Source organism: Microbacterium sp. M4A5_1d (assembly GCF_053345465.1).
The window spans coordinates 624552-645383 of record NZ_JBKFAD010000003.1 but is presented as its reverse complement, the minus strand read 5'-3'; the positions used below and the strand labels follow the sequence as shown (position 1 = coordinate 645383).

The window sequence follows — 20832 nt, the reverse complement described above, 5'->3', positions numbered from 1 at the left end:
ACCGGGTCAGATGTTCGGGCGACCGTAGGTCTCGAGGAAGCGCAGCCACACCTCGCTGAGCGTCGGGTACGCCGGCACGGCGTGCCACAATCGCGCGAGCGGAACCTCGCCGACGACCGCGATCGTCGCAGCCTGCAGCAGCTCGCCGACATCCGCCCCGACGAACGTCGCTCCGATGAGAACGCCGCGGTCCTCGTCGACGATCGCCCGTGCCTGACCGGAGTAGGCGTCAGACCGCGTCGACGCGCCCGCGATCCACGAGAGGTCGTAGTCCAGCACACGGATGTTGCGTCCCGCAGCACGCGCGGATGCCTCGGTCTCGCCGATCGATGCCACCTCGGGGTCGGTGAACGTCACCTGCGGCACGGCGCCGTGGTCGGCGGTCGCGACGTGCGCGCCCCATGGGGCGTCGTCGATGGTGCCCCCGGTCGCCCGCGCGACGATCACGTCGCCCGCGGCGCGGGCCTGGTACTTGCCCTGGTGGGTGAGGAGGGCGCGGTGGTTGACGTCGCCGACCGCGTAGAGCCAGTCGGATCCGCGGACGAGCATCGTGTCGTCGACCTCCAGCCACGAGCCGGGCTGGAGGTCGACGGCATCCAGCCCGAGATCGTCGGTACGCGGGACGCGACCGGTCGCGACGAGCACCTCGTCGGCGCGGACGCGCGTGCCGTTCGACAGCTCGAGCTCGACCTGACCGTCGTCGACGCGCTGGGCGGAGACGAGGTCGGTGTGCAGCAGCACCCGCGCGCCGCGGTCGGTCAGCGACTGCGCGACGAGGTCGCCCGCGAAGGGCTCCATCGGTCCGAGCAGCCGGCTGCGCGCGATGAGCGTCACCTCGCTGCCGAGGTCGACGAACGCCGTGGCCATCTCCGCGGCGACGACACCGCCGCCGACGATCGCGAGCGAGCCCGGGATCTCCTGCACGGCGGTCGCTTCGCGACTCGTCCACGGAGAGACATCGGCCAGGCCGGGGATATCGGGGAGGAGAGCCGCCGAACCGGTGCACACCGCGACGGCGTGACGTGCGATGAGGGTGGTGAGCGAGCCGTCGGGTCCGGCGACCTCGACGCGCTTCTCGCCGGAGAGGCGGCCGTGCCCGCGGACGAGGTCGACGCCGGCCCCCTGGAGCCACTCGACCTGCGACGCGTCGTTCCAGTCGGAGGTCAGCGAGTCGCGGCGGCGAAGCACCCCGGCGACGTCGATCTCGCCCGTCACAGCCTGCTTCGCACCGTCGACCGCGCGCGCCGCGCGGAGGGCGGCGCCGGCTCGCAGCAGACCTTTCGACGGCATGCACGCCCAGTACGAGCACTCGCCGCCGACGAGTTCGCTCTCGACGATGGCGACGCTCAGGCCGCCCTGCACGGCGCGGTCGGCGACGTTCTCTCCGACGGGACCGGCTCCGATGACGACGAGGTCGTAGGTGCGTTCGCTCATGTCGCGACGCTAACCCCGGTTGCGGGCTGTGCGCCAGCACTTGCGCTCAGCGGGGTCGCGCGTGCCGCCAACGGGCTGAGCGGCTCGATCCGACCCGTGAGCGGGGATGGCAGGGGGTTGAGCCTGTGCGCGGTCCGGTCGGGCGGCGATTCGTCGGCCGGCGACGCAGGGGAGTTCTCCCCATCGACGCGGCGTCCAGGCCCCCGATAGCGTGTGAGCGTCGGCCGGACCGAGCCGGCGGAGGGGGCCCGATGTCAGACGTCGAGATCTACTATCACGCGCTCACGAGCGCCGCGGATGCGATCCAGACGCGGGTCTCGAGCGCGGTGATGGACAACGCCGACATCCAAGGCGACGACACCGGTGTCGAGAACCCCGCGCACCGGGTCGCGCTCCGTCTCGAGATGAACCGGCGGCTGAGCGGACTGAATCGCGCCGTGCTCGAGCGCACGACCGCGGCATCCGAGGTCGGCGCGTTGCTGACCGCGATCGCGACGCGCTACTCCGACCTCGACGTCGAGCTCACCGGGCAGGAGCAGCCGTGACCCTCACCTCTCCGAACCGCGGCTACCCGCTCGAACGCCTCGAGGGCAATCCCGGGTCGATGAGCTGGTGGAGCAGCGCGTTCAGCCGTGTCGCCGGCTCGCTCGGTGAACTCCGTACGACCGTCCAGTCCGCGACCGATCTCGACGGTGTCGGTGCATCGATCCGGTCGGCTCGCTCCAAAGCGCAGGAGGTCGCCAGCGCCTTGGCCGCGGAGATCGCCGAGGCGGAGCTTCTCGCGGGGGTGCTGCAGCGGTACGCGGACGCGTTCTCGTCGTCGGCGGAGGCGGCGAACCGGCTCATCGACGACATCGAGTCCGCCCACGCTTCGTTGGCATCGGCATCAGCCGCAGCCGATGAAGCGGGGCTGAACGCGCTGTGGACCTCGCGCTCCGGCGAGCCGGCCGACGTCCGGCGCGCGAACGATGCGGCGCAGGATGCCGTCGCCGCCCGGGATGCCGCGGCGCGCGATCTGGCCGATCTGTGGGAGCAGTTCGAGAGCCACTACTCCGCCTGGGATGCGGCCTACGACGCGGCGCTCGCCGAGCTCGCCGGCGGTGCGGGGCCGGCGATGACGTCGCAGGCGCAGAACCTGCTCGACCAGCTGCTCGCGGCGGACACCCCGCAGGCGGTGCTCGAGCTGTGGCTCGCACACCCCGAGCTGCAGGACGAGATCGCCCGAGCGCATCCCGACATCATCGGCAACCTCGACGGCATCCCGTACGACGTCCGCGGGCGGGTCAACCGAGAGCGCCTGGAGGCGTTGTACAACTCCAACCTGACCGGAGAGTTCGGCGACCAGATCGACGCGCTCTGGAACACCCTCGTGCAAGGTGCACCGCCGCCACTTCTGGTTTCGTTCGATCCGGACGGCTCGGCTCAGGTGACGGCCGCTCTCGCGTACGGCGACCTCGCGACCGCGACCGACATCAACGTGCTCGTGCCCGGGATGCTGTCGAACGTGACGGGGATGGGCGAATGGGGCGATTCTGCGCGTGCGCTCAACGCCGCCGGGTCGAACATCGCGAGTGTCGTGTGGTTCGGGTACGACTCGCCCACCGTCGCAGAGGAGCCGTCCATGCAGCGGGCGAACGACGGCGCTCCGGCTCTTCGTGCCTTTCTGCTCGGTCTTGACGCAGTGCACCCCGCGGCAGAGAAGGCCGTCATCGCGCACTCTTATGGCAGCACCACCGCCGCCCTCGCGATCGGGTCACGCCCGGACGCTCTCGGCGTCGACCAGTTCATCGCCGTGGGATCGGCCGGATTCCCGAGCGACCCGCAGATCTTGTCGAACCTTCAGAACGCCGAGGGCCTGAGGATGTACGCGACGCTGTCCGAGAACGACGCCTGGGCGCGGATCGGCCGCGACACGAGCTGGGCTGGCGCGCACGGCACCGTACCGGAGACTCTTCCGGGAATGACGGAGTTCGGCAGCGACGGTGGCCGCGCCGACGGCGAGGACCTCGCCCCGACACCTGGGCATGCCGCGCATTCGGGTGGGAACGGGCCGCTTCCCTCCGGGGACGGCGAGGGATACCTCGTGGAAGGATCGGAGTCGTTCTACAACATCCAGCAGATCATCCTGACCGGTGAGCCCGGGACGGAGATGGACGGCGAAGGCAGCGAGAGCGGCTTCTGGGATCTGCCCGACTGGCTGGAGTGGCTGCCCGTTGACCCTTACCGGACGTGACTGATGAGATCGACCTCGCGGATGACGATGACGGCGCTCGCCGTCGGATTGGTGTTGACGATGACCGGATGCGGTGGGCAGGGCGATCCCGGATCGACCGGAGGCGCCGGTGGCGGCGAGTCCGGTGAGACGTACGCCCAAGCCGAGCAGCGGTTCACGGCGCTCGCGACCGGCGTGCACTCGGTCATCATGGCCATCGAGCCGACCGAGTGGAGTGTGGTCGACGGCGCGTATGGTGCTCACCCGACCGGGTGCCAGTCGGGCCTCAGCGAAGAGGGCGGGTATCGTCTCGTGGCGGTCCGCGGGATCGAGCTTCCCGGCCGTGACCCGCTGGAGGTCGCTCAGGCGGCCACGGGAGCTTTCGATGCTCTCGGTATCGACAGCGACACCGCCGACCGTGGGCAGGGAGATGCGCGCGAGGTGACCGTCGTCGCGACAGGCGGCATCGCCGAGCGGACTGTGGTCACCATTCGCCCGGCAACGGGCCAGGTGAGGGTGTCGGCCGAGACGGAGTGCGCGCCCGGATCAGCGCACGACCTCGCGACGCAGGTCTTCGGCGAAGAACGGCTGCCCGCGGATGTCTGGCGCCGGCTCCCGGCCTTCGACGGTCCGACATCCGAGCCGTCGTTCTCGTTCCCGCCCGACGGGCCGCTGTACTACGACGAGTCCGGCAACCCCGTGCAGCCGCAGCCCAGCGGCGACTGATCGCGTGCGCGCTCGTCAGCGTCTCGCCGTCGTCGCGACGATCGTCGCCGTTGCGGGCCTGACCGGTGCGTGCGCCGGTACGCCCGACGCGGATCCGTACCCCCGGGCGCGCGAGCAGTTCACGGCGATGGCCGACGAGCTGCATACGGTGATCATGGCCATCGAGCCGACCGATTGGCGAGTCGACCAGGGACAGTACGGAGCCCGCCCGAGCGGATGTCAGCTGGGCGTCAGCTCGGACACGGGATATTCGTTCACGGCGGTGCGCGCGCTCGATCTGCCGGGCCGGGAAGCCGCGGAGATCGCGGCGGCGGCATCCGAGGGCTTCGCCGAGCTCGGTGTCGACGCGGAGACCGTCGAGCGGGGTTCAGGGGATGCGCGGGAAGTGACGGTGGTGGGCGAGAGCGATGCCGCGCGCACCGTGGTGGTGATCCGTCCGGTCGATGGCCGTGTGCTCGTCTCCAGCGAGACCGCCTGCACGCCCGGGTCGAGCTCGGAGATCCTCACTGCGATCTTCGGGGAGGAGCAGTATCCCGACGACGTCTGGCGTCGGCTTCCCGCGACGGAGGGGCCGTCATCGGTGCCGCAGTTCTCCTTTCCGCCCGGCAGCCCCCTCCACTACGACGCCACCGGCGCGCCCATCCTGCCCCCGCCCCGCTGACCTCCTCGTCGACTCGCCAGAAAGTGCGGGTGCGGGAGGGGCGGCATCCGCATTCTGTGGCGAGTCGACGCAGCAAAACCTCGGAACGGTCGTGTCCGATTTCCGCGAGCCGGTGTCGGCGGAGCGTGTCAGGCTGGGGGCATGACCAGTGACGGGATGACCTTCGACGAGCGGTATCGCGCCATCGACGCGCGCGACCGCCGCTTCGACGGCCAGTTCGTCACGGCGGTGCGCTCGACGGGCATCTACTGCCGCCCGAGCTGCCCCGCGCGCACACCTCAGCCCGCCAACGTGACCTTCTACCCGACGAGCGCCGCCGCTCACGAGGCCGGATACCGCGCGTGCAAACGCTGCCTGCCCGAGGCCACGCCCGGGTCGCCGCAGTGGAACCTGCGCGGCGACCTCGCCGCGCGAGCGATGCGTCTCATCGCCGACGGGGTCGTCGACCGCGAGGGCGTTCCGGGGCTCGCATCGCGCCTCGGTTACTCGTCGCGTCACCTCACCCGACTGCTCACCGCGGAGCTGGGGGCCGGCCCGCTCGCGCTGGCCCGCGCGCACCGTGCCCACACCGCACGTGCCCTGCTCGTCGACACCGACCTCGCCATCGCCGATGTCGCCTTCGCCGCGGGGTTCGCGAGCGTGCGGCAGTTCAACGAGACGGTCGGTGAGGTCTTCGCAATGCCTCCCGGCCAGCTGCGCGCGCGCCGGCAGGCGGGGGAGCGGATGCCGGGCCGCATCGACCTCGTCCTCCCGGTGCGCGAGCCGTTCGACGCCGCGGGCCTCTTCGGATGGATGCGGGCCCACGCCATCCCCGGGGTCGAGTCGGGCGACGAACGCTCGTTCGCCCGCGTGATCCGTCTCGCCGGGGGACCGGCGTGGTTCGAGGTGCGCCAGGATGACGCGGGGCGCGTGCGCCTGCGCGCCGAGCTGGCCTCGCTGGCCGACCTGTCCACCCTCATCGCGCGGGTCCGGCGGCTGTTCGACCTCGACGCCGATCCGACGGCGATCGACGAGGCCCTCGCGCGGCATCCCGCACTCGCGCCTCTCGTGGCGAGGATCCCGGGCGTCCGCCTGCCCGCGGCGATGGACCCCGACGAGATGCTCATCCGCGCGATGATCGGCCAGCAGATCAGCGTCGCCTCCGCCCGCACCGTGCAGGGGCGCCTGACCGCCGAGCTCGGCGAGCCCGTCCAGACCGCCGCCGGCCCCGCGACACTCTTCCCGACGATGGCGGCGATCGCCGAGCGCGGCGCTGAGGTGCTGCGCGGGCCCGGGGCGCGCATCCGGGCGATCGTCGGCGCCGCCACCGCGCTCGCCGACGGCTCGCTGCGGCTGTCTCCCGGTGACGACACGCACGAGCAGCGCGCGGCGCTCCTCGCCTTGCCCGGCATCGGCCCCTGGACCGCCGACTATGTGCGGATGCGGGTGCTCGGCGACCCCGACATCCTGCTGCCCGGCGACGTCGCGGCACGCGCGGGGGCGGCCGCCGCCGGTATCCCCGCCGGCCCGTCCGAGCTGGTCGCCTGGGCCGAACGCGCCGCCCCCTGGCGCAGCTACCTCATGGCCCACCTCTGGTACGCCGCCCCCGTCACGCAGGCGTGGCGCGAAAGCGCGACCGAGCCGACCCTCCCGCCGTCCCGAAAGGCCCGAGCATGACCGCCGTCTCCCACGCCCCCGCCCCGATCGACGCCACCCGGGTCGAGACCGCTTCGATCCAGACGGTCGAGACGCCCGACGGTCCCTTCACGATCCTCGAGGCGCGCGGCGAGGTGCTCGCGTCGGGGTGGACGGCCGACCCGGTCGCGATCGTCGATCGGCTCCGGCCCGCCGCCCGCCCCATGCGGGTCGTCGAGGCCCGCACGGATGCCGCCGCCGCGGTCGCCGCGTACTACGCCGGCGACCTCGCGGCGATCGACGCGGTGCCGGTGCGCCAGTCGGGCACGGCGATGCAAAGCGCCGGCTGGCAGGCGCTCCGGCGGATCACGCCGGGCGAGCCGCTGACCTACACCGGCTTCGCGGCGGCGCTCGGTTCTCCCGGAGCCGTGCGTGCCGCGGCATCCGTCTGCGCGCGCAACGCCGCGGCCCTCTTCGTGCCGTGCCACCGCGTACTCCGCACCGGTGGGGCGCTCGGCGGGTTCGCCTGGGGCGTCGAGGTCAAGCAGAGTCTCCTGACGCGCGAGGCGCGGCTGAGCGGCTGAGCCGGCGCCAGTTTTTCCTTGCACTCAGCGAATACTCAGGTATAGCCTGGAGGGCTCCCGTGTGTGCAGCGGGTGCTCTGTCCGCTCGACCTCAGGAGGAAGCCATGTCCCCGGCCATCGTCATCACGAAGTCCGTCGCTCTCCTCATCATGGTTGACGGACGCCCCGCACGCGGAGGAATCGCCCGGTAGCTCCGGGAAGCGCTTCGCCGCTTCCGACGTTTCCTCCCGCGGGGCCCCGGTCCCGCTTCGCCGCGCTCGCGCGCGCCCCTCGCCGTCTTCGGCATCCGCTCGACACACCTCAGGATCATGACTTCCTCGACGCCCCCTCGTCTGTCCACGCCGCGCGCGCTCGCGCGTCTGCTCCCCTTCGCCAAACCGGTGCTGCCCCGGCTGAGCCTCGGCTTCGCCAGCGCGCTCATCGCGAGCCTGCTGGCTCTCGGCATCCCGCTCGTCCTCGAGGTGATCGTCGGCCCTGACGGCCCGATCAACTCGGGCGACCCGTGGCTCATCGTCCTCGGCGCCGGCGCCGTGCTCGCCCTCGGTCTGCTCGAGGCCCTCATGGTCTGGGCGCGCCGCTGGTTCGTCCTCGCCCCGGCGACCAAGGTCGAGTACGAACTGCGCACCGACTTCTTCGCGCGCCTGCAGCGGCTGCCGGTCGCCTTCCACGACCGCTGGCAGTCGGGTCAGCTGCTCAGCCGGATGATGCAGGACATCAGCCTCATCCGTCGCTGGCTCGCCTTCGGCATCGTCCTGCTCGTCGTGAACATGCTCACGATCGTCGTCGGCTCGATCATCCTGTTCCGGTGGCACTGGCTGCTCGGCACGATCTTCGTCGTGGTCTCGGCGCCGCTGTGGATCGCGGGATTCATCTTCGAGAACCGCTACGGCCTGCTCTCCCGGCAGAGCCAGGACCAGGCGGGCGACCTCGCCACAGCCGTCGAGGAGTCGGTCCACGGCATCCGCGTGCTGAAGGCGTTCGGCCGCGGCGGACACGCCCTGCAGAAGTTCACGCGCCAGGCCGAGACCCTGCGCGAGACCGAGGTCAAGAAGGCCAAGGCGGTCGGCTGGATCTGGTTCTGGCTCGTGCTGCTGCCCGACATCGCCTTCGCCCTGTGCCTCGGCGCGGGCATCTACCTCGTGCAGGCGGGCGAGCTCGGCGTCGACTCGCTGATCGCGTTCTTCGCGATGGCGACGATCCTGCGCTGGCCCGTCGAGTCGATCGGGTTCCTCTTTTCGTTCCTCGTCGACGCACGGACGGCCACCGACCGCATCTTCGAGGTGTTCGACGAGCAGAACACCATCGTCGACCCCGAGAACCCCGCGACCATCGCGCAGCCGCGCGGCGAGCTCGTCTTCGAGGGCGCTCATTTCCGGTACCAGGACGCCCCCGAGAGCGAGCGCGACCTGCTCGACGGCATCGACCTCGCGCTGCGGCCGGGGGAGACGATGGCGCTCGTCGGACTCACCGGCTCGGGCAAGACGACGCTCACGACCCTGCCGGGGCGCCTGTACGACGTCACGGGAGGCCGCGTGCTGCTCGACGGCGTCGACGTGCGCGACCTGCGGCTCGACGAGCTGCGCCGTCACGTCGGCATGGCGTTCGAGGACGCGACGCTGTTCTCGCAGACCGTCCGAGAGAACGTGCTGCTCGGTCGCGAGGACCTCGAACGCGGCAGCGAGGAGGCCGAGCGCGTCATGCGCGAGGCTCTCTCGGTCGCGCAGGCGAACTTCGTCGACTCCCTTCCGAACGGCGTCGACACGGTCATCGGCGAAGAGGGGCTGAGCCTGTCGGGCGGACAGCGGCAGCGCCTGGCGCTCGCCCGAGCCGTGGCCGCGCGCCCGGCCGTGCTCGTGCTCGACGACCCGCTGTCGGCGCTCGACGTCGACACCGAGGCGCTCGTCGAAGATGCGCTGCGCGAGGTGCTGGCCGACACGACGGCACTCATCGTCGCGCACCGCCCCTCGACCGTGACCCTTGCCGATCGTGTGGCGCTGCTCGAGGAGGGGCGGGTGACCGCGGTCGGCACCCACTCCGAGCTGCTGCGCACGAGCGAGCACTACCGGCACGTGATCTCGAGCCTCGAGGACGAGCAGGACCGACACGAGCAGGAACGACAGGATGAAACGGAGGTGACCCTGTGAGCACCGTCACCGGGACGAGCGGCGAGGACCGCTCCGATTACACCCGCGAGGAGAGCCGAGAGATCCGGCGACGCTCGCTGCGTCTGCTCGGGTCGCTGGTCTCCCCGCTGCGCATGCAGCTGGCGCTGGCGGCGGTCGTGCTCGTCATCTCGACCGCGCTGCGCGTCGCGGGCCCCGCGCTCGTCGGCTGGGGCATCGCCAACGCGCTGCCGGCCGTGCAGGAGCAGGCTGACTGGATGCCGACCATCGCGGTCGTCGTCGTCTTCCTCATCACCGCCGTCGGCGGCGCAGCGCTCATCGGCTGGTACGCCGTGGTCGCGGCACGTCTGACCCAGGCGGTCATGATCGACCTGCGCAAGCGCATCTTCCGCCACACGCAGCGCCTCAGCCTCGAGTTCCACGAGTCGTACACGTCGGGGCGCATCATCTCGCGCCAGACGAGCGACCTCGACACCATCCGTGAGCTGCTCGACGGCGGCCTGAATGAGCTCGTCTCGGGTCTGCTCTACGGCGGGTTCACGCTCATTGCGCTGCTGCTGCTCGACTGGCAATCGGGCGTCATCCTCGCGGTCATGGGCATCCCGCTGTTCCTGCTCATGCGCTGGTTCTACCTGCGGTCGCAGGTCGTCTACCGCGAGTCGCGCGTCATCAGCGCGAAGGTGATCGTGAAGTTCGTCGAGTCGATGACCGGCATCCGGGCCGTCAAGGCCTTCCGCAAGGAGCCCGCGAACGACGCAGAGTTCGGGGGGCTCTCGAGCGACTACCGCGATGTCAACATGCGCTCGATCCGCCTGTTCGGAACGTTCGAGCCGGCGCTCATGGCCGTGGCATCCGTCTCGCTCGCCCTCGTGCTCGCCTGGGGAGGATTCCGGGTCGTCGACGGCACGCTGAGTCTCGGGTTCCTGCTGTCGGCCGTGCTGTACGTGCGGAACTTCTTCGCGCCCATGCAGGAGGTCGCCTTCTTCCTCAACTCGTACCAGTCGGCGACGGCGGCGCTCGAGAAGGTCTCGGGTGTGCTCGAGGAGGACCCGACGGTCCCCGACCCGACCGATCCCGTCGAGCTGCGGGAGGCCCGCGGGCACCTGCGGTTCGAGGACGTGACGTTCGGCTACTCGGATGCCGTGACTATCCTGCCCGACTTCGCGCTCGACATGCCCGCGGGGCAGACGATCGCGCTCGTCGGCACGACCGGTGCGGGCAAGTCGACGCTCGCCAAGCTCGTCGCGCGGTTCTACGACCCCACGAAGGGGCGGGTCACGCTCGACGGCGTCGACCTGCGCCGGCTGCATCCGAAAGATCTGCGCCGCGCGATCGTCATGGTCACGCAGGAGGCCTACCTGTTCAGCGGGACGGTCGCCGACAACATCGCGCTCGGCAAGCCCGACGCGACGATGGATGAGATCCAGGCGGCGGCGAAGGCCGTCGGGGCGCACGAGTTCATCGAGCGGCTGCCCGACGGATACGCAACCGACGTCAACAAGCGCGGCGGGCGCGTGTCGGCCGGGCAGCGTCAGCTGATCTCGTTCGCGCGAGCCTTCCTCGCCGACCCGGCGGTGCTAATCCTCGACGAGGCGACGGCGTCGCTCGACATCCCGAGCGAGCGGCAGATCCAGGAGGCCCTGGGCACGCTGCTGGCCGACCGTACGGCGATCATCATCGCGCACCGCCTGTCGACGGTGGCCATCGCCGACCGGGTGCTCGTGATGGAGCACGGCCGCATCATCGAGGACGACACCCCCGCCGCGCTCATCGCCGGCACGGGCAAGTTCGCCCAGCTGCACAGCGCCTGGCGCGAGTCGCTCGTCTGAGCTCACGCCGAGAACGCACCGCCCCCGCGAGAACGTACCGGGGGTGGTGCGTTCTCGGCGTAACGGTGCGTTTTCGGTGCCGGTCAGCGGATGTCGCCAGCGCGGTGGGTGACCGCGGCGAGGGGGTGAGAGGTGTCGAGATCGGCGAGGGCCATCACGCCGTCGATGCCGACACCGACGGGCGCCACCAGGCGCACCGATGCGTCGCCCGTGTGCAGGTCGGCGGTGAAGGCCTCGAGCAGCGGGATCGAACCGAAGACGCCGCCGATCGCGCACACCGGGAAGGTCTCCTCGTCGGTGCGCACCTGGGCGATCGCCGCGCGCACGCTCTGCGCGAGCTCGTGCGCGGCGCGGACCGAGATGTCCTGCGCGACGGTGTCACCGGCGACGGCGGCGCGCGCGACGACGGCGGCGAAGCTCGCGACGACGCGGACCCGATCGGGATCGGCCTGCAGGCTCATGTACGCCTGCGACAGGTCAGGCCACCGGTCCGACACCGTCGCCGTCAGCTCGGTCGTCGGCCCCCGGCCGTCGTAGGCGCGCATCACGGCATCCAGGGCCTGGCGGCCGATCCAGTAGCCGCTGCCGGCGTCGCCCATGATCCACCCCCACCCGTCGACGCGCGCAGTGGTCTCCGCGCCGACGGCGAGCGTGACGACTCCGGTTCCGGCCGCGACGACGGCTCCGCGTCGGTCACCGAGCGCGCCGAGGAACGAGGTCGTCGAGTCGTGGGCGAGCACGACGCCGCGCACGCCCTGCGCCGCCGTGAGCGCGAGCATCGCGTCGGCGTCGGCGTTCGCGTCGGTCAGCCCCGAGATGCCCGCGACCACGATGTCAGCGGGCGAGCCTGTGCGCGCCGCGGTCTCGGCGACGACGGCGGCGAGCTGGGGGAGCAGCGGCTCACCGGTCCGGATGCCGGGGAAGAGCAGGTCTTCACCGGATGCCGCAGTCGCGCGCACCTTGATGCCGCTCTGCCCCGCGTCGATCGCGAGCACGCGTCGTTCGCTCACGGGGTGCCCCCGAGCACGCGGCGCAGGAAGCCCGCCTGCGCCTCCCACTGGTATCCCTGGCCGCCCTCGTGCTCGTTGAAGGGGAAGACCGACATCTCCTTGTGCGCGCCGCCGTAGGCGTTGAACGCGGCGTAGACCGTCGAGGGCGGGCACACCGGATCGAGCAGTCCGACCGAGAATAGGGTCGCCGCGTCGGCGCGGCGGGCGAAGTTCACGCCGTCGAAGTACGACAGCGTCTCGAAGACCCGCGCCTCGGCGCCGCGGTGCACGGCGAGCCAGCGCCCGACCTCCTGGTAGGGGTCGCTGCCGGTGAAACCGATGGCGCGCTCGAAGTGGCAGAGGAAGGGAACGTCGGGCATCGCCGCGACGAGTCCGTCGCTCAGGCCGGCGGCCGCGATGGCGATGCCGCCGCCCTGGCTGCCGCCCGTGACCGACACCCGTGAGGCGTCGACCTCCGGCAGCGACCGCACCGCGTCGACCGCGCGCACGGCGTCGGTGAACACGCGCCGGTAGTAGTAGGTCTCGGGCGACTCGATGCCGCGCGTCATGAAGCCGGGCACGGCGGGGCCGGAGCCGTGGGGGTCGGGAGTCTCGCCGCCGCTGCCCCACACACTGCCCTGTCCGCGGGTGTCCATGACGAACGAGGCGTACCCGGCAGTGGCCCAGGCGAGCCGCTCGGTCGGCAGGCCGCGTCCGCCGCCGTAGCCGACGAACTCCACGACCGCCGGCAGCGGGCCCTCGCGATGCGCGGGGAGGATCAGCCAGGCCTTCACGGGATCACCGCCGTACCCGGGGAAGGTGACGTCGTGCACGTCGACCGTCGCGTACAGCTCGGATGCCGCGGACACGGTCACCTCACCGCCGGCCTCACGCGAGCCCGCGAGCGTCGCCGACCAGAAATCGTCGAAATCGCTGGGCTCGCTCACCTCCGGGCGGTAGTCCTGGAGTTCGGCGAGCGAGAGATCGAAGCGCGGCACGCGCTCACCCTAGCGCGAAGCCCGGAGCCGTGAGAGATATCTCGACATCGAGAGAACCACCCCCGTGCGATACGCTGAGGAACGACCCTCGACGCGCTTTTTGGAGAGACGACACGTGCCCGACTCGACCATCATCTACACGTACACCGACGAGGCGCCGGCACTGGCCACCGCCTCCTTCCTGCCCATCGTCGAGGCCTTCGCCGGTGCGGCCGGCGTGGCCATCGAAACCCGCGACATCTCGCTCGCGGGTCGCATCCTCGCCGCCTTCCCGCAGAACCTCACGCCCGAGCAGCAGGTCGGCGACGCCCTCGCCGAGCTCGGCGGCCTGGCGACGCTGCCCGAGGCCAACATCATCAAGCTGCCGAACATCTCGGCCTCGATCCCGCAGCTGAAGGCGGCCATCGCCGAGCTTCAGGCCGCGGGATACGACATCCCGAACTACCCGGACGAGCCGCAGAACGTCGACGAGAAGGACGTGCGCGCACGCTACGACCGCATCAAGGGCTCCGCCGTGAACCCCGTGCTGCGCGAGGGCAACAGCGACCGCCGGGCCCCGCTCTCGGTCAAGAACTACGCCCGCAAGCACCCGCACCGCAACAAGCCGATCGCCGACGGGTCGAAGACTCGCGTCGCGACGCTGGGCCACGACGACTTCAAGTCGAACGAGACCTCGACGGTCATCGAGGGCGACGACGTCCTCGCCATCCGCTTCACGGCTCAGGACGGCACCGTCACCGAGCTGAAGTCGGGCCTGAAGGTGCTGCCGGGCGAGGTCGTCGACGCGACCTTCCTCTCGGCCGCAGCCCTCGACGCCTTCCTCGCCGACACGGTCGCGCAGGCCGCGTCGGACGACGTGCTGTACTCGGTGCACCTGAAGGCGACGATGATGAAGGTCAGCGACCCGATCATCTTCGGCCACGTCGTCCGCGCCTTCTTCGCCGACGTGTTCGCTCGCTACGGCGATGACCTCGCCGCTGCCGGCCTCACCCCCAACGACGGCCTCGGCGCCATCCTCGCGGGCCTCTCGCAGCTCGCGAACGGCGACGAGATCCGTGCCGCCTTCGAGGCCGCCATCGCCTCCGGGCCCCGTCTGTCGTACGTCAACTCCGACAAGGGCATCACGAACCTGCACGTGCCCTCCGACGTGATCGTCGACGCCTCGATGCCGGCCCTCATCCGCAACGGCGGCAAGCTCTGGGGCGCCGACGGCGGCGAGGACGACACGATCGCCGTCATCCCCGACTCCTCCTACGCCGGCGTCTACCAGGCGACGATCGAGGACGTCATCGAACACGGCCCGCTCGACCCGGCCACGATCGGCTCGGTGCCCAATGTCGGCCTGATGGCGCAGGCGGCCGAAGAGTACGGCTCGCACGACAAGACCTTCGAGATCCCGGCCGCCGGAACCGTCGAGGTCGTCGACTCGTCCGGGTCGGTCCTGCTGTCGCACGAGGTTCAGGCGGGCGACATCTGGCGCGCGACGCAGACGAAGGATGTCGCGGTGCGCGACTGGGTCAAGCTCGCCGTCACCCGCGCGCGTGCGACGGGCGTGCCCGCCGTGTTCTGGCTCGACGAGAACCGTGCCCACGACGCGAACCTCATCGCGAAGGTGAAGACCTACCTCGCCGAGCACGACACGGACGGGCTCACGATCGAGATCCTCGCTCCCGCCGACGCGACGCGCTACTCGCTCGAACGCATCCGCCGCGGCGAGGACACCATCTCGGTCACCGGCAATGTGCTCCGCGACTACCTGACCGACCTCTTCCCGATCCTCGAGGTGGGCACGAGCGCCAAGATGCTCTCGATCGTCCCGCTGCTGGCCGGCGGTGGTCTGTTCGAGACCGGCGCGGGCGGTTCGGCTCCGAAGCACGTGCAGCAGCTCGTCGCCGAGAACTACCTCCGGTGGGACTCGCTGGGTGAGTTCTTCGCCCTCGCGGCGTCGTTCGAGCACCTCGCCGAGTACACCGGCAACGCTCACGCGAAGGTGCTCGCCGACACGCTGGATGCCGCCACCGGCACGTTCCTCGAGCAGGACAAGTCGCCGGGTCGCGCACTCGGCACGATCGACAACCGCGGCAGCCACTTCTACCTCGCGCTGTACTGGGCGCAGGAGCTGGCGGCTCAGACGGTCGACGCCGAACTCGCCGCCGCCTTCGCGCCGGTCGCCGAGACCCTCGCCGCGAACGAAACGGCGATCGTGGAGGAGCTGATCGCGGTGCAGGGTTCGCCGGCCGAGATCGGTGGCTACTACCGTCCCGACGCCGAGCTGGTCGCGGCCGTCATGCGGCCTTCGGCGACGCTGAACGGCATCATCGACGGGCTTTGACTCCGCTCTGACACAGCGAAACGCCCCGGCCGCTTCGGCGCCCGGGGCGTTTCGCGTCGTGCGTGGGGGAGTCCGTCAGAAGCGGATCTCGGCGACGACCTCGCCGTACTCGGTCTCGTTGACCGGCGTGAAGCCGACACGGGTGAAGAACGCTTCGGGCCCGCCCTCTCCGGCCTCGTAGATCACGTTGAGGCAGTCGAAGCCTCGCTTGCGCGCCTCGTCGACGAGCTGTTCGACGGCGAACCGTCCGACACCGCGGCCCTGGTCGTCGGCGTCGACGTTGATGCGCCACAGCACCGAGCGGAAGTGCTCGTGCGGCGCGTCGGGGTCGAAGCCCGCGCTGACGAAGCCGACGACCTCGTCACCGTCCAGGATCACGCGCTGCCACGAGGTCGCCGGGTCGACCACGGTCGCCGCGATCGCGTAGCTCTCGGGCACGACGAATCGCTCCTGCCCGGGCTTCAGCGACAGGTTGTTCACCGCGACGATCGTCGACGCCGACAGTTCTTCCACTCGGAGGTCAGCCATGGTCACAGGCTAACGGTGATCGATCGACCGCGCATCGGTCGATCGGGGGATGGGCCCGGATGCGTCGATCAGGCGTGGACGTAGACGTCGGTTCCGGCGACAGCCCACTCGTAGATCTGGGCGGCGCGCGAGTCGGGCATCCCGACGCAGCCGGCGCTCATCCGGTTGCCCCAGTTGCTGTGCCAGTAGACGCCGTGGAACGCCTGGTCGCCGTTGAAGTACATCGCCCACTTCACATCGGGCTGGACGTAGCTCACGCCCGAGTCGGCCGCGGTGCCGCGCATGTCCTGGCGCGGAGTCTTCCACCCGATCGTGTAGTAGCCGGTCTGGGTGTCAGCGCCGGGGCGGCCGGTGGAGACGAGCCACGAGTCGACCACGGCGCCGTTCTCCTTGAGGTAGAGGCGCTGTTCGCTCAGGTCGACCTCGAGCAGCCGTGTGATGGTCTCCGTCGTGACGGGGACGACCTCGACGGGCAGGCGGTAGGCGGCATCACCCGTCGCGAGCTGCTCCGCGAATCCGGCGGCGATGCCGTCCGTCGAGCTCAGCGTGCGACCGTCGAGGCCGGCGTCGGAGTCGTCGATGACCTCACCCGCGGCGTTGGCGAACACCACGCCGTTGACGGGCGCCCGATCGACGAGCCCCGGAAGGGTGTCGACCACGGGCTGGATGGCGGCGGGGTCGGCCGTGATCTCGAACGAGCCGTCGTCTTTCGTGCTGACCGTGAGCCAGCTCGCGGCCGTCGCGCGGTCGACGGGGACCGTGCGCTCGTCGCCGACGTAGAAGCCGACGCCGTCGAGCATGCTGTTCAGCGAAGCGGCGGCCTCCTCCGCCGCGGCGGTGGTGGTCAGCGCCGTCACGGGCGTGAGCTCGGGGTCGATGACCGCGTCGGTCGTGCCGGAGTCGAAGGCGCTCTGCAGGCCCGCACGGGCCGCCTCGGGGTCGACGCCCGCACCGGGGACGTCGGGACTGACGACATACGACGAGCCGTCGAAGGAGACGGATGCCGCCGTAGGCTCGACGTACAGGTCGCCCGCGGCGCCTCGCAGGGCGGTGGTGGCCGTCGCTTCATCGAGGGCCACGGGAGCAGCGATGGGCTCGCCGAACCACTGGGTGATGTTCCAGGCGGGCCGCGCGTCGAAGGCGGAGGAAGCGAGCTGCGTGCCGTCGACCTGTGCTCCGAGATCCGCACCGGAGACGCTGTCTCCGCCCTCGCCGAGCGTGACAGTGGTCTGATCGAGGCGGTCCTGTACGGCGGCCGCAGCGGCGCCCGGCGTCATGAAACCGACGGGAACACCGCCGATCGAGGTGCCGGGGGCGATCAAGAAGAGCGATGCGGCGGCGCCGCCGAGCGCGACGACGCCGACGGGAATGCCGATCCACAAGCCGAGGTGCCGCTTCTTGGGCGCCGGCTCCACGGGCGCCCATTCGACGCGCTGCCCGGCATCGTCCGAGGGCGTGCCTCGCTCGGCCGTGCTCTCGTGATCATGCTTCGACGCGACATCCGTCACCGCTGTACCCCCGTCTGCGCGTGAAAGCGCACTCGGTTCTTATGGTACGCGAAGGCACTCGGAGAGCGGCCTGAGTGAAACCAGAGCGTTATCTGGCGGCGCGATCCGGATCGCGCCGATGCGTCATTCCGTGCCGCAGAGCTCGGTGTAGGTGTCGATGCTGCCCTGCACGTCGCTCAGCGCCGTGGTGAGCTCCGTCGCACGATCGGTGTCACCGGCGGCCACAGCCTCCATCGATTCGGCGGCCGAGGAGAACGCCGTCTGCAGGTCGGGCAGGATGCCGGACACCTCTTCGTTCGTCACTTGGGCGGCGGCGTCGCCCATGCCGTCCGAGATCGTGCGCAGCGCGCCGGCGGCGGCGGCGGGATCGGAGGGGTCGATCTCCTGGATTCCCTGCGTCGCCTCGGTCATGACGTCGTTGACCTGGGTGCACGCCTCCTCGACCGACTGGGTGCTTGCGGGGGTCGAGCCCCCAGCAGCGGAGCCGTCTCCGCCGGTGCACCCGGTCAGGGCGACGAGCGCCAGCGCGGTGACGGTGAGGGCGGTCAGGCGACGGTTCATGGGGTTCTCCTCGATGCAGCGATCTCTCCACCCTACGGAGGCGCGACGATCGAACGTTCCCCTTGACATCTGCAGGGGAGGCAATGTGCGGATGTAACGGGTTTGTAAACATCGCTAGCAAACCTGGACGCAACTCTTGTGTCCGCCACATTCGTAAGGTCTACTAACAAACATGGCGAGCACCGATACCGAGGCCCCGCGGCGCACGACGCGCACCCGGCGCCCGGGCGCGAAGATCCTGCCCGAGCACGCTCGGGCGCATAACCGCGCGCTCGTGCTCGAACGGCTCTTCCACGGCGGAGCGATGAGCCGTGCTGACCTCGCTCGCCAGACCGGCTTGACCCGGGTGACGATCTCCGACCTCGTCGCCGAGCTCATCGGCGACGGCTTCGTCAGTGAGCGAGGCACCCGCGAGGCCGCCGGACCGGGCAAGCCCGCGATCCTCGTCGACCTCGCTCGCGACGGCCACCGCATCGTCGGCCTCGACCTCTCGGGGAGCGACCGTTTCCTCGGTGCGGTGATGACCCTCGACGGCGAGATCGTCGCTCGTCACGAGGTCGCCGTGCCCCGAGGCCGCGACGACATCCTGCCGGCGGTCGTGCACCTCGCGCGAACACTGGTGGACGACGCGCACGCGCCGGTGCTCGGCGTCGGCGTCGGCACCCCCGGTGTCGTCGATGACACCGGAGTCGTCCTCGCGGCACCCGGCCTCGGCTGGGATCGCCTCGACCTCACCGGCATCCTGAGCGAGGCGGTCGGCGCCCCGGTGCTCGTTGCCAACGACGCCAACGCCGCAGTGCTCGCCGAGCACACGTTCGGCGGTGCCGGCGACGACATCATCCTCGTGAAGGTCGGCCGCGGTGTCGGTGCGGGCCTGCTCACGGGTGGCGAACCGCTGCGCGGCGCGCGCTCGGCCGCCGGCGAGATCGGCCACGTGACGGTGGGCACCGACGGCGGCCCCGATTGCGCGTGCGGGAAGGTGGGATGTCTCGAGGCCTGGATCTCGGTTCCGTCGCTCTCCGCGCGTATCGCTGCCGGCGCCGCGAGCGACCGCGACGGTCTGCTGCGAGACGCGGGCGAACGTCTCGGCATCGCCCTGGCCCCCATCGTGGGTGCTCTCGACCTGTCGGAGATCGTCCTCTCCGGCCCCGCGGAACTTCTCGACGGCACGCTTGCGAGCGCCGCCGCCGAGACGGTGCGCACACGCACGCTCGCCACGTTCCACGACGAGCTGCAGGTGCGGATGACGGAGCAGGGCCAGGACATCGTCCTGCGCGGTGCTGCCGTCATGGTCCTGTCAGGGCGTCTCGGCGTCTCCTGACTTCGCTCCACAGCTCCATAGCCCCACCTGCACCACCAGCTCCACACCCGGGCGAGCCATCCGACTCGTCGACACCAGAGAAGAAGGAATCACCATGAAGAAGAGCCTCGGAGCACTGTCGCTCCTCGGTGTCTCCGCCCTGCTGCTCGCCGGTTGCGCGAGCGGCGACGCGGGACAGAGCGCCGAGACCGGCGACCTGACCGTATGGCTGGTCGGCACCGACACGCCTCAGGACGCCCGCGACTACCTCAAGAAGACGTTCGAAGCAGAGAACGAGGGCTGGACGCTGACGATCGAGGAGAAGACCTGGGCCGACACCGCGGACAACTACGTCGCCGCGCTGTCGTCGAACGACGCGCCCGATCTCGTCGAGGTCGGCAACACGCAGTCGCCCGGCTTCATCGATCAGGGTCTGTTCCTCGACATCTCCGACCTCCAGGCGGACCTCGGCGGCGACGAACTGCTGCAGAGCTTCGTCGAGCTCGGGTCGGCGGACGGCAGCCTGTACGCCGCTCCCTACTACGCGGGGTCGCGCATCGTCTTCTACTCGCCCTCTTCGTACAGCGGCGAGGTGCCGACGACGCTCGAGGAGTACGTCGCCGACGGCATCGCTGCGACGACCGCCACCAAGTCGGGCATCTACGCCCCCGGCAAGGACTGGTACAACGCGCTGCCCTACGTCTGGGCGAACGGCGGCGAGATCGCGACGCAGGACGGCGACACCTGGAAGGGCGGCTTCTCCAGCTCGGGCGGCATCGCCGGTCTGACGATGCTCCAGGACGTCTACCAGAACGCGACGACCGCGCCGGCTGACGCGGACGAGACCGATCCGCAGGTTCCGTTCTGCGCCGGCGAGATCGGCTTCCTCTCGGCTCCGGCGTGGGTGAAGTGGTCGATCCTCGCGCCCGCCGACGACGCGAAGGCCCCGGGCTGCCCCGAGACGGTCGGCGCCGATCTGAAGGCGTTCGCTCTTCCGGGCATGACCGCCGGTGAGGTCGCTCCGGTCTTCGCCGGAGGCTCGAACATCGCTATCGCGGCGAAGTCGGACGCTCCCGACAAGGCCGAGGCCGCACTCAAGATCATCCTCTCGGAGGGGTACCAGAAGATCCTCGCCGAGAACGGGCTCATCCCCGCGCTGACCTCGTTCGCCGACTTCCTGCCCGATGACGAGATCACGGTCGAGGCGGCGAAGGCCGTCGCATCGTCGAAGGCCGTTCCGGCGAGCCCCAACTGGTCCGAGGTCGAGTCTTCCGGTGTGATCAAGGACGCTCTCGTCAAGATCGCGCAGGGCGGCGACGTCACGGCGATCGCGACCGAGCTCGACGGTCAGATCGAAGCCATCCTCAACAAGTAGTCGTGAGTCGTGGGGCGCGGGAGTCCGCGCCCCACGAACACCGCAGAGAGGACAGCAC

The 20832-nt window shown here is 70.6% G+C and carries 17 protein-coding genes; 11 read left to right on the top strand and 6 right to left on the bottom strand.

Annotated elements, in window-relative coordinates:
* Positions 1 to 6: 6 nt before the first annotated feature.
* Positions 7 to 1434, bottom strand: a complete 1428-nt coding sequence (locus tag ACLBWJ_RS14930; RefSeq protein ID WP_447660640.1) for a dihydrolipoyl dehydrogenase family protein — start codon at positions 1432 to 1434, stop codon at positions 7 to 9.
* A 251-nt stretch (positions 1435 to 1685) separates the two neighbouring features.
* Between ACLBWJ_RS14930 and ACLBWJ_RS14925 the strand changes: the two genes are divergently transcribed.
* The 8 genes from ACLBWJ_RS14925 to ACLBWJ_RS14890 all read left to right on the top strand — a co-directional run bounded on the left by ACLBWJ_RS14925 (position 1686) and on the right by ACLBWJ_RS14890 (position 11183).
* Entirely contained in the window at positions 1686 to 1979 is a 294-nt protein-coding gene (locus ACLBWJ_RS14925; protein WP_112617461.1) for a hypothetical protein, read from the top strand.
* Complete coding sequence (locus tag ACLBWJ_RS14920; RefSeq protein ID WP_447660639.1) at positions 1976 to 3667, top strand: alpha/beta hydrolase; 1692 nt, start codon at positions 1976 to 1978, stop codon at positions 3665 to 3667. Before ACLBWJ_RS14925 ends, ACLBWJ_RS14920 begins: the two co-directional genes overlap by 4 nt.
* A 3-nt stretch (positions 3668 to 3670) precedes the next feature.
* Positions 3671 to 4372, top strand: a complete 702-nt coding sequence (locus tag ACLBWJ_RS14915; RefSeq protein ID WP_274178959.1) for a hypothetical protein — start codon at positions 3671 to 3673, stop codon at positions 4370 to 4372.
* Between the two features lie 4 nt (positions 4373 to 4376).
* Entirely contained in the window at positions 4377 to 5033 is a 657-nt protein-coding gene (locus tag ACLBWJ_RS14910) for a hypothetical protein (RefSeq protein ID WP_274178958.1), read from the top strand.
* 141 nt (positions 5034 to 5174) lie between these two features.
* On the top strand, positions 5175 to 6689 hold the full coding sequence (locus tag ACLBWJ_RS14905; RefSeq protein WP_274178957.1) for an AlkA N-terminal domain-containing protein: 1515 nt from the start codon (positions 5175 to 5177) through the stop codon (positions 6687 to 6689).
* On the top strand, positions 6686 to 7231 hold the full coding sequence (locus ACLBWJ_RS14900) for a methylated-DNA--[protein]-cysteine S-methyltransferase (protein WP_282501416.1): 546 nt from the start codon (positions 6686 to 6688) through the stop codon (positions 7229 to 7231). The genes ACLBWJ_RS14905 and ACLBWJ_RS14900 overlap by 4 nt, the downstream gene beginning before the upstream one ends.
* A 308-nt stretch (positions 7232 to 7539) precedes the next feature.
* Positions 7540 to 9375, top strand: a complete 1836-nt coding sequence (locus ACLBWJ_RS14895; RefSeq protein WP_274178955.1) for an ABC transporter ATP-binding protein — start codon at positions 7540 to 7542, stop codon at positions 9373 to 9375.
* On the top strand, positions 9372 to 11183 hold the full coding sequence (locus ACLBWJ_RS14890) for an ABC transporter ATP-binding protein (protein ID WP_274178954.1): 1812 nt from the start codon (positions 9372 to 9374) through the stop codon (positions 11181 to 11183). The genes ACLBWJ_RS14895 and ACLBWJ_RS14890 overlap by 4 nt, the downstream gene beginning before the upstream one ends.
* An 83-nt stretch (positions 11184 to 11266) precedes the next feature.
* Here the strand turns inward: ACLBWJ_RS14890 and ACLBWJ_RS14885 are convergent, their stop codons facing one another.
* Positions 11267 to 12193 (bottom strand): N-acetylglucosamine kinase, encoded by a 927-nt coding sequence (locus ACLBWJ_RS14885; RefSeq protein WP_282501414.1) that lies wholly within the window; start codon positions 12191 to 12193, stop codon positions 11267 to 11269.
* Positions 12190 to 13170 carry an acetylxylan esterase gene (locus ACLBWJ_RS14880; protein WP_354449981.1) on the bottom strand — a complete coding sequence of 327 codons (981 nt, stop codon included), beginning with the start codon at positions 13168 to 13170 and terminating at the stop codon, positions 12190 to 12192. Before ACLBWJ_RS14880 ends, ACLBWJ_RS14885 begins: the two co-directional genes overlap by 4 nt.
* 115 nt (positions 13171 to 13285) lie before the next feature.
* Between ACLBWJ_RS14880 and ACLBWJ_RS14875 the strand changes: the two genes are divergently transcribed.
* Complete coding sequence (locus ACLBWJ_RS14875; RefSeq protein ID WP_447660638.1) at positions 13286 to 15502, top strand: NADP-dependent isocitrate dehydrogenase; 2217 nt, start codon at positions 13286 to 13288, stop codon at positions 15500 to 15502.
* Between the two features lie 75 nt (positions 15503 to 15577).
* Here the strand turns inward: ACLBWJ_RS14875 and ACLBWJ_RS14870 are convergent, their stop codons facing one another.
* The 3 genes from ACLBWJ_RS14870 to ACLBWJ_RS14860 all read right to left on the bottom strand — a co-directional run bounded on the left by ACLBWJ_RS14870 (position 15578) and on the right by ACLBWJ_RS14860 (position 18099).
* Complete coding sequence (locus ACLBWJ_RS14870) at positions 15578 to 16030, bottom strand: GNAT family N-acetyltransferase (protein WP_274178950.1); 453 nt, start codon at positions 16028 to 16030, stop codon at positions 15578 to 15580.
* Between the two features lie 68 nt (positions 16031 to 16098).
* The gene (locus tag ACLBWJ_RS14865) at positions 16099 to 17538 is read right to left on the bottom strand and encodes a L,D-transpeptidase family protein (protein WP_447660637.1); all 1440 of its coding nucleotides are present in this window, start codon (positions 17536 to 17538) and stop codon (positions 16099 to 16101) included.
* A gap of 123 nt (positions 17539 to 17661) precedes the next feature.
* Positions 17662 to 18099, bottom strand: a complete 438-nt coding sequence (locus ACLBWJ_RS14860) for a hypothetical protein (protein WP_269267931.1) — start codon at positions 18097 to 18099, stop codon at positions 17662 to 17664.
* A gap of 172 nt (positions 18100 to 18271) precedes the next feature.
* Here ACLBWJ_RS14860 and ACLBWJ_RS14855 point away from each other — a divergent pair, with 172 nt between their 5' ends.
* The gene (locus ACLBWJ_RS14855; protein ID WP_274178948.1) at positions 18272 to 19420 is read left to right on the top strand and encodes an ROK family transcriptional regulator; all 1149 of its coding nucleotides are present in this window, start codon (positions 18272 to 18274) and stop codon (positions 19418 to 19420) included.
* Between the two features lie 94 nt (positions 19421 to 19514).
* On the top strand, positions 19515 to 20774 hold the full coding sequence (locus ACLBWJ_RS14850) for a sugar ABC transporter substrate-binding protein (protein WP_274178947.1): 1260 nt from the start codon (positions 19515 to 19517) through the stop codon (positions 20772 to 20774).
* Positions 20775 to 20832 lie beyond the last annotated feature (58 nt).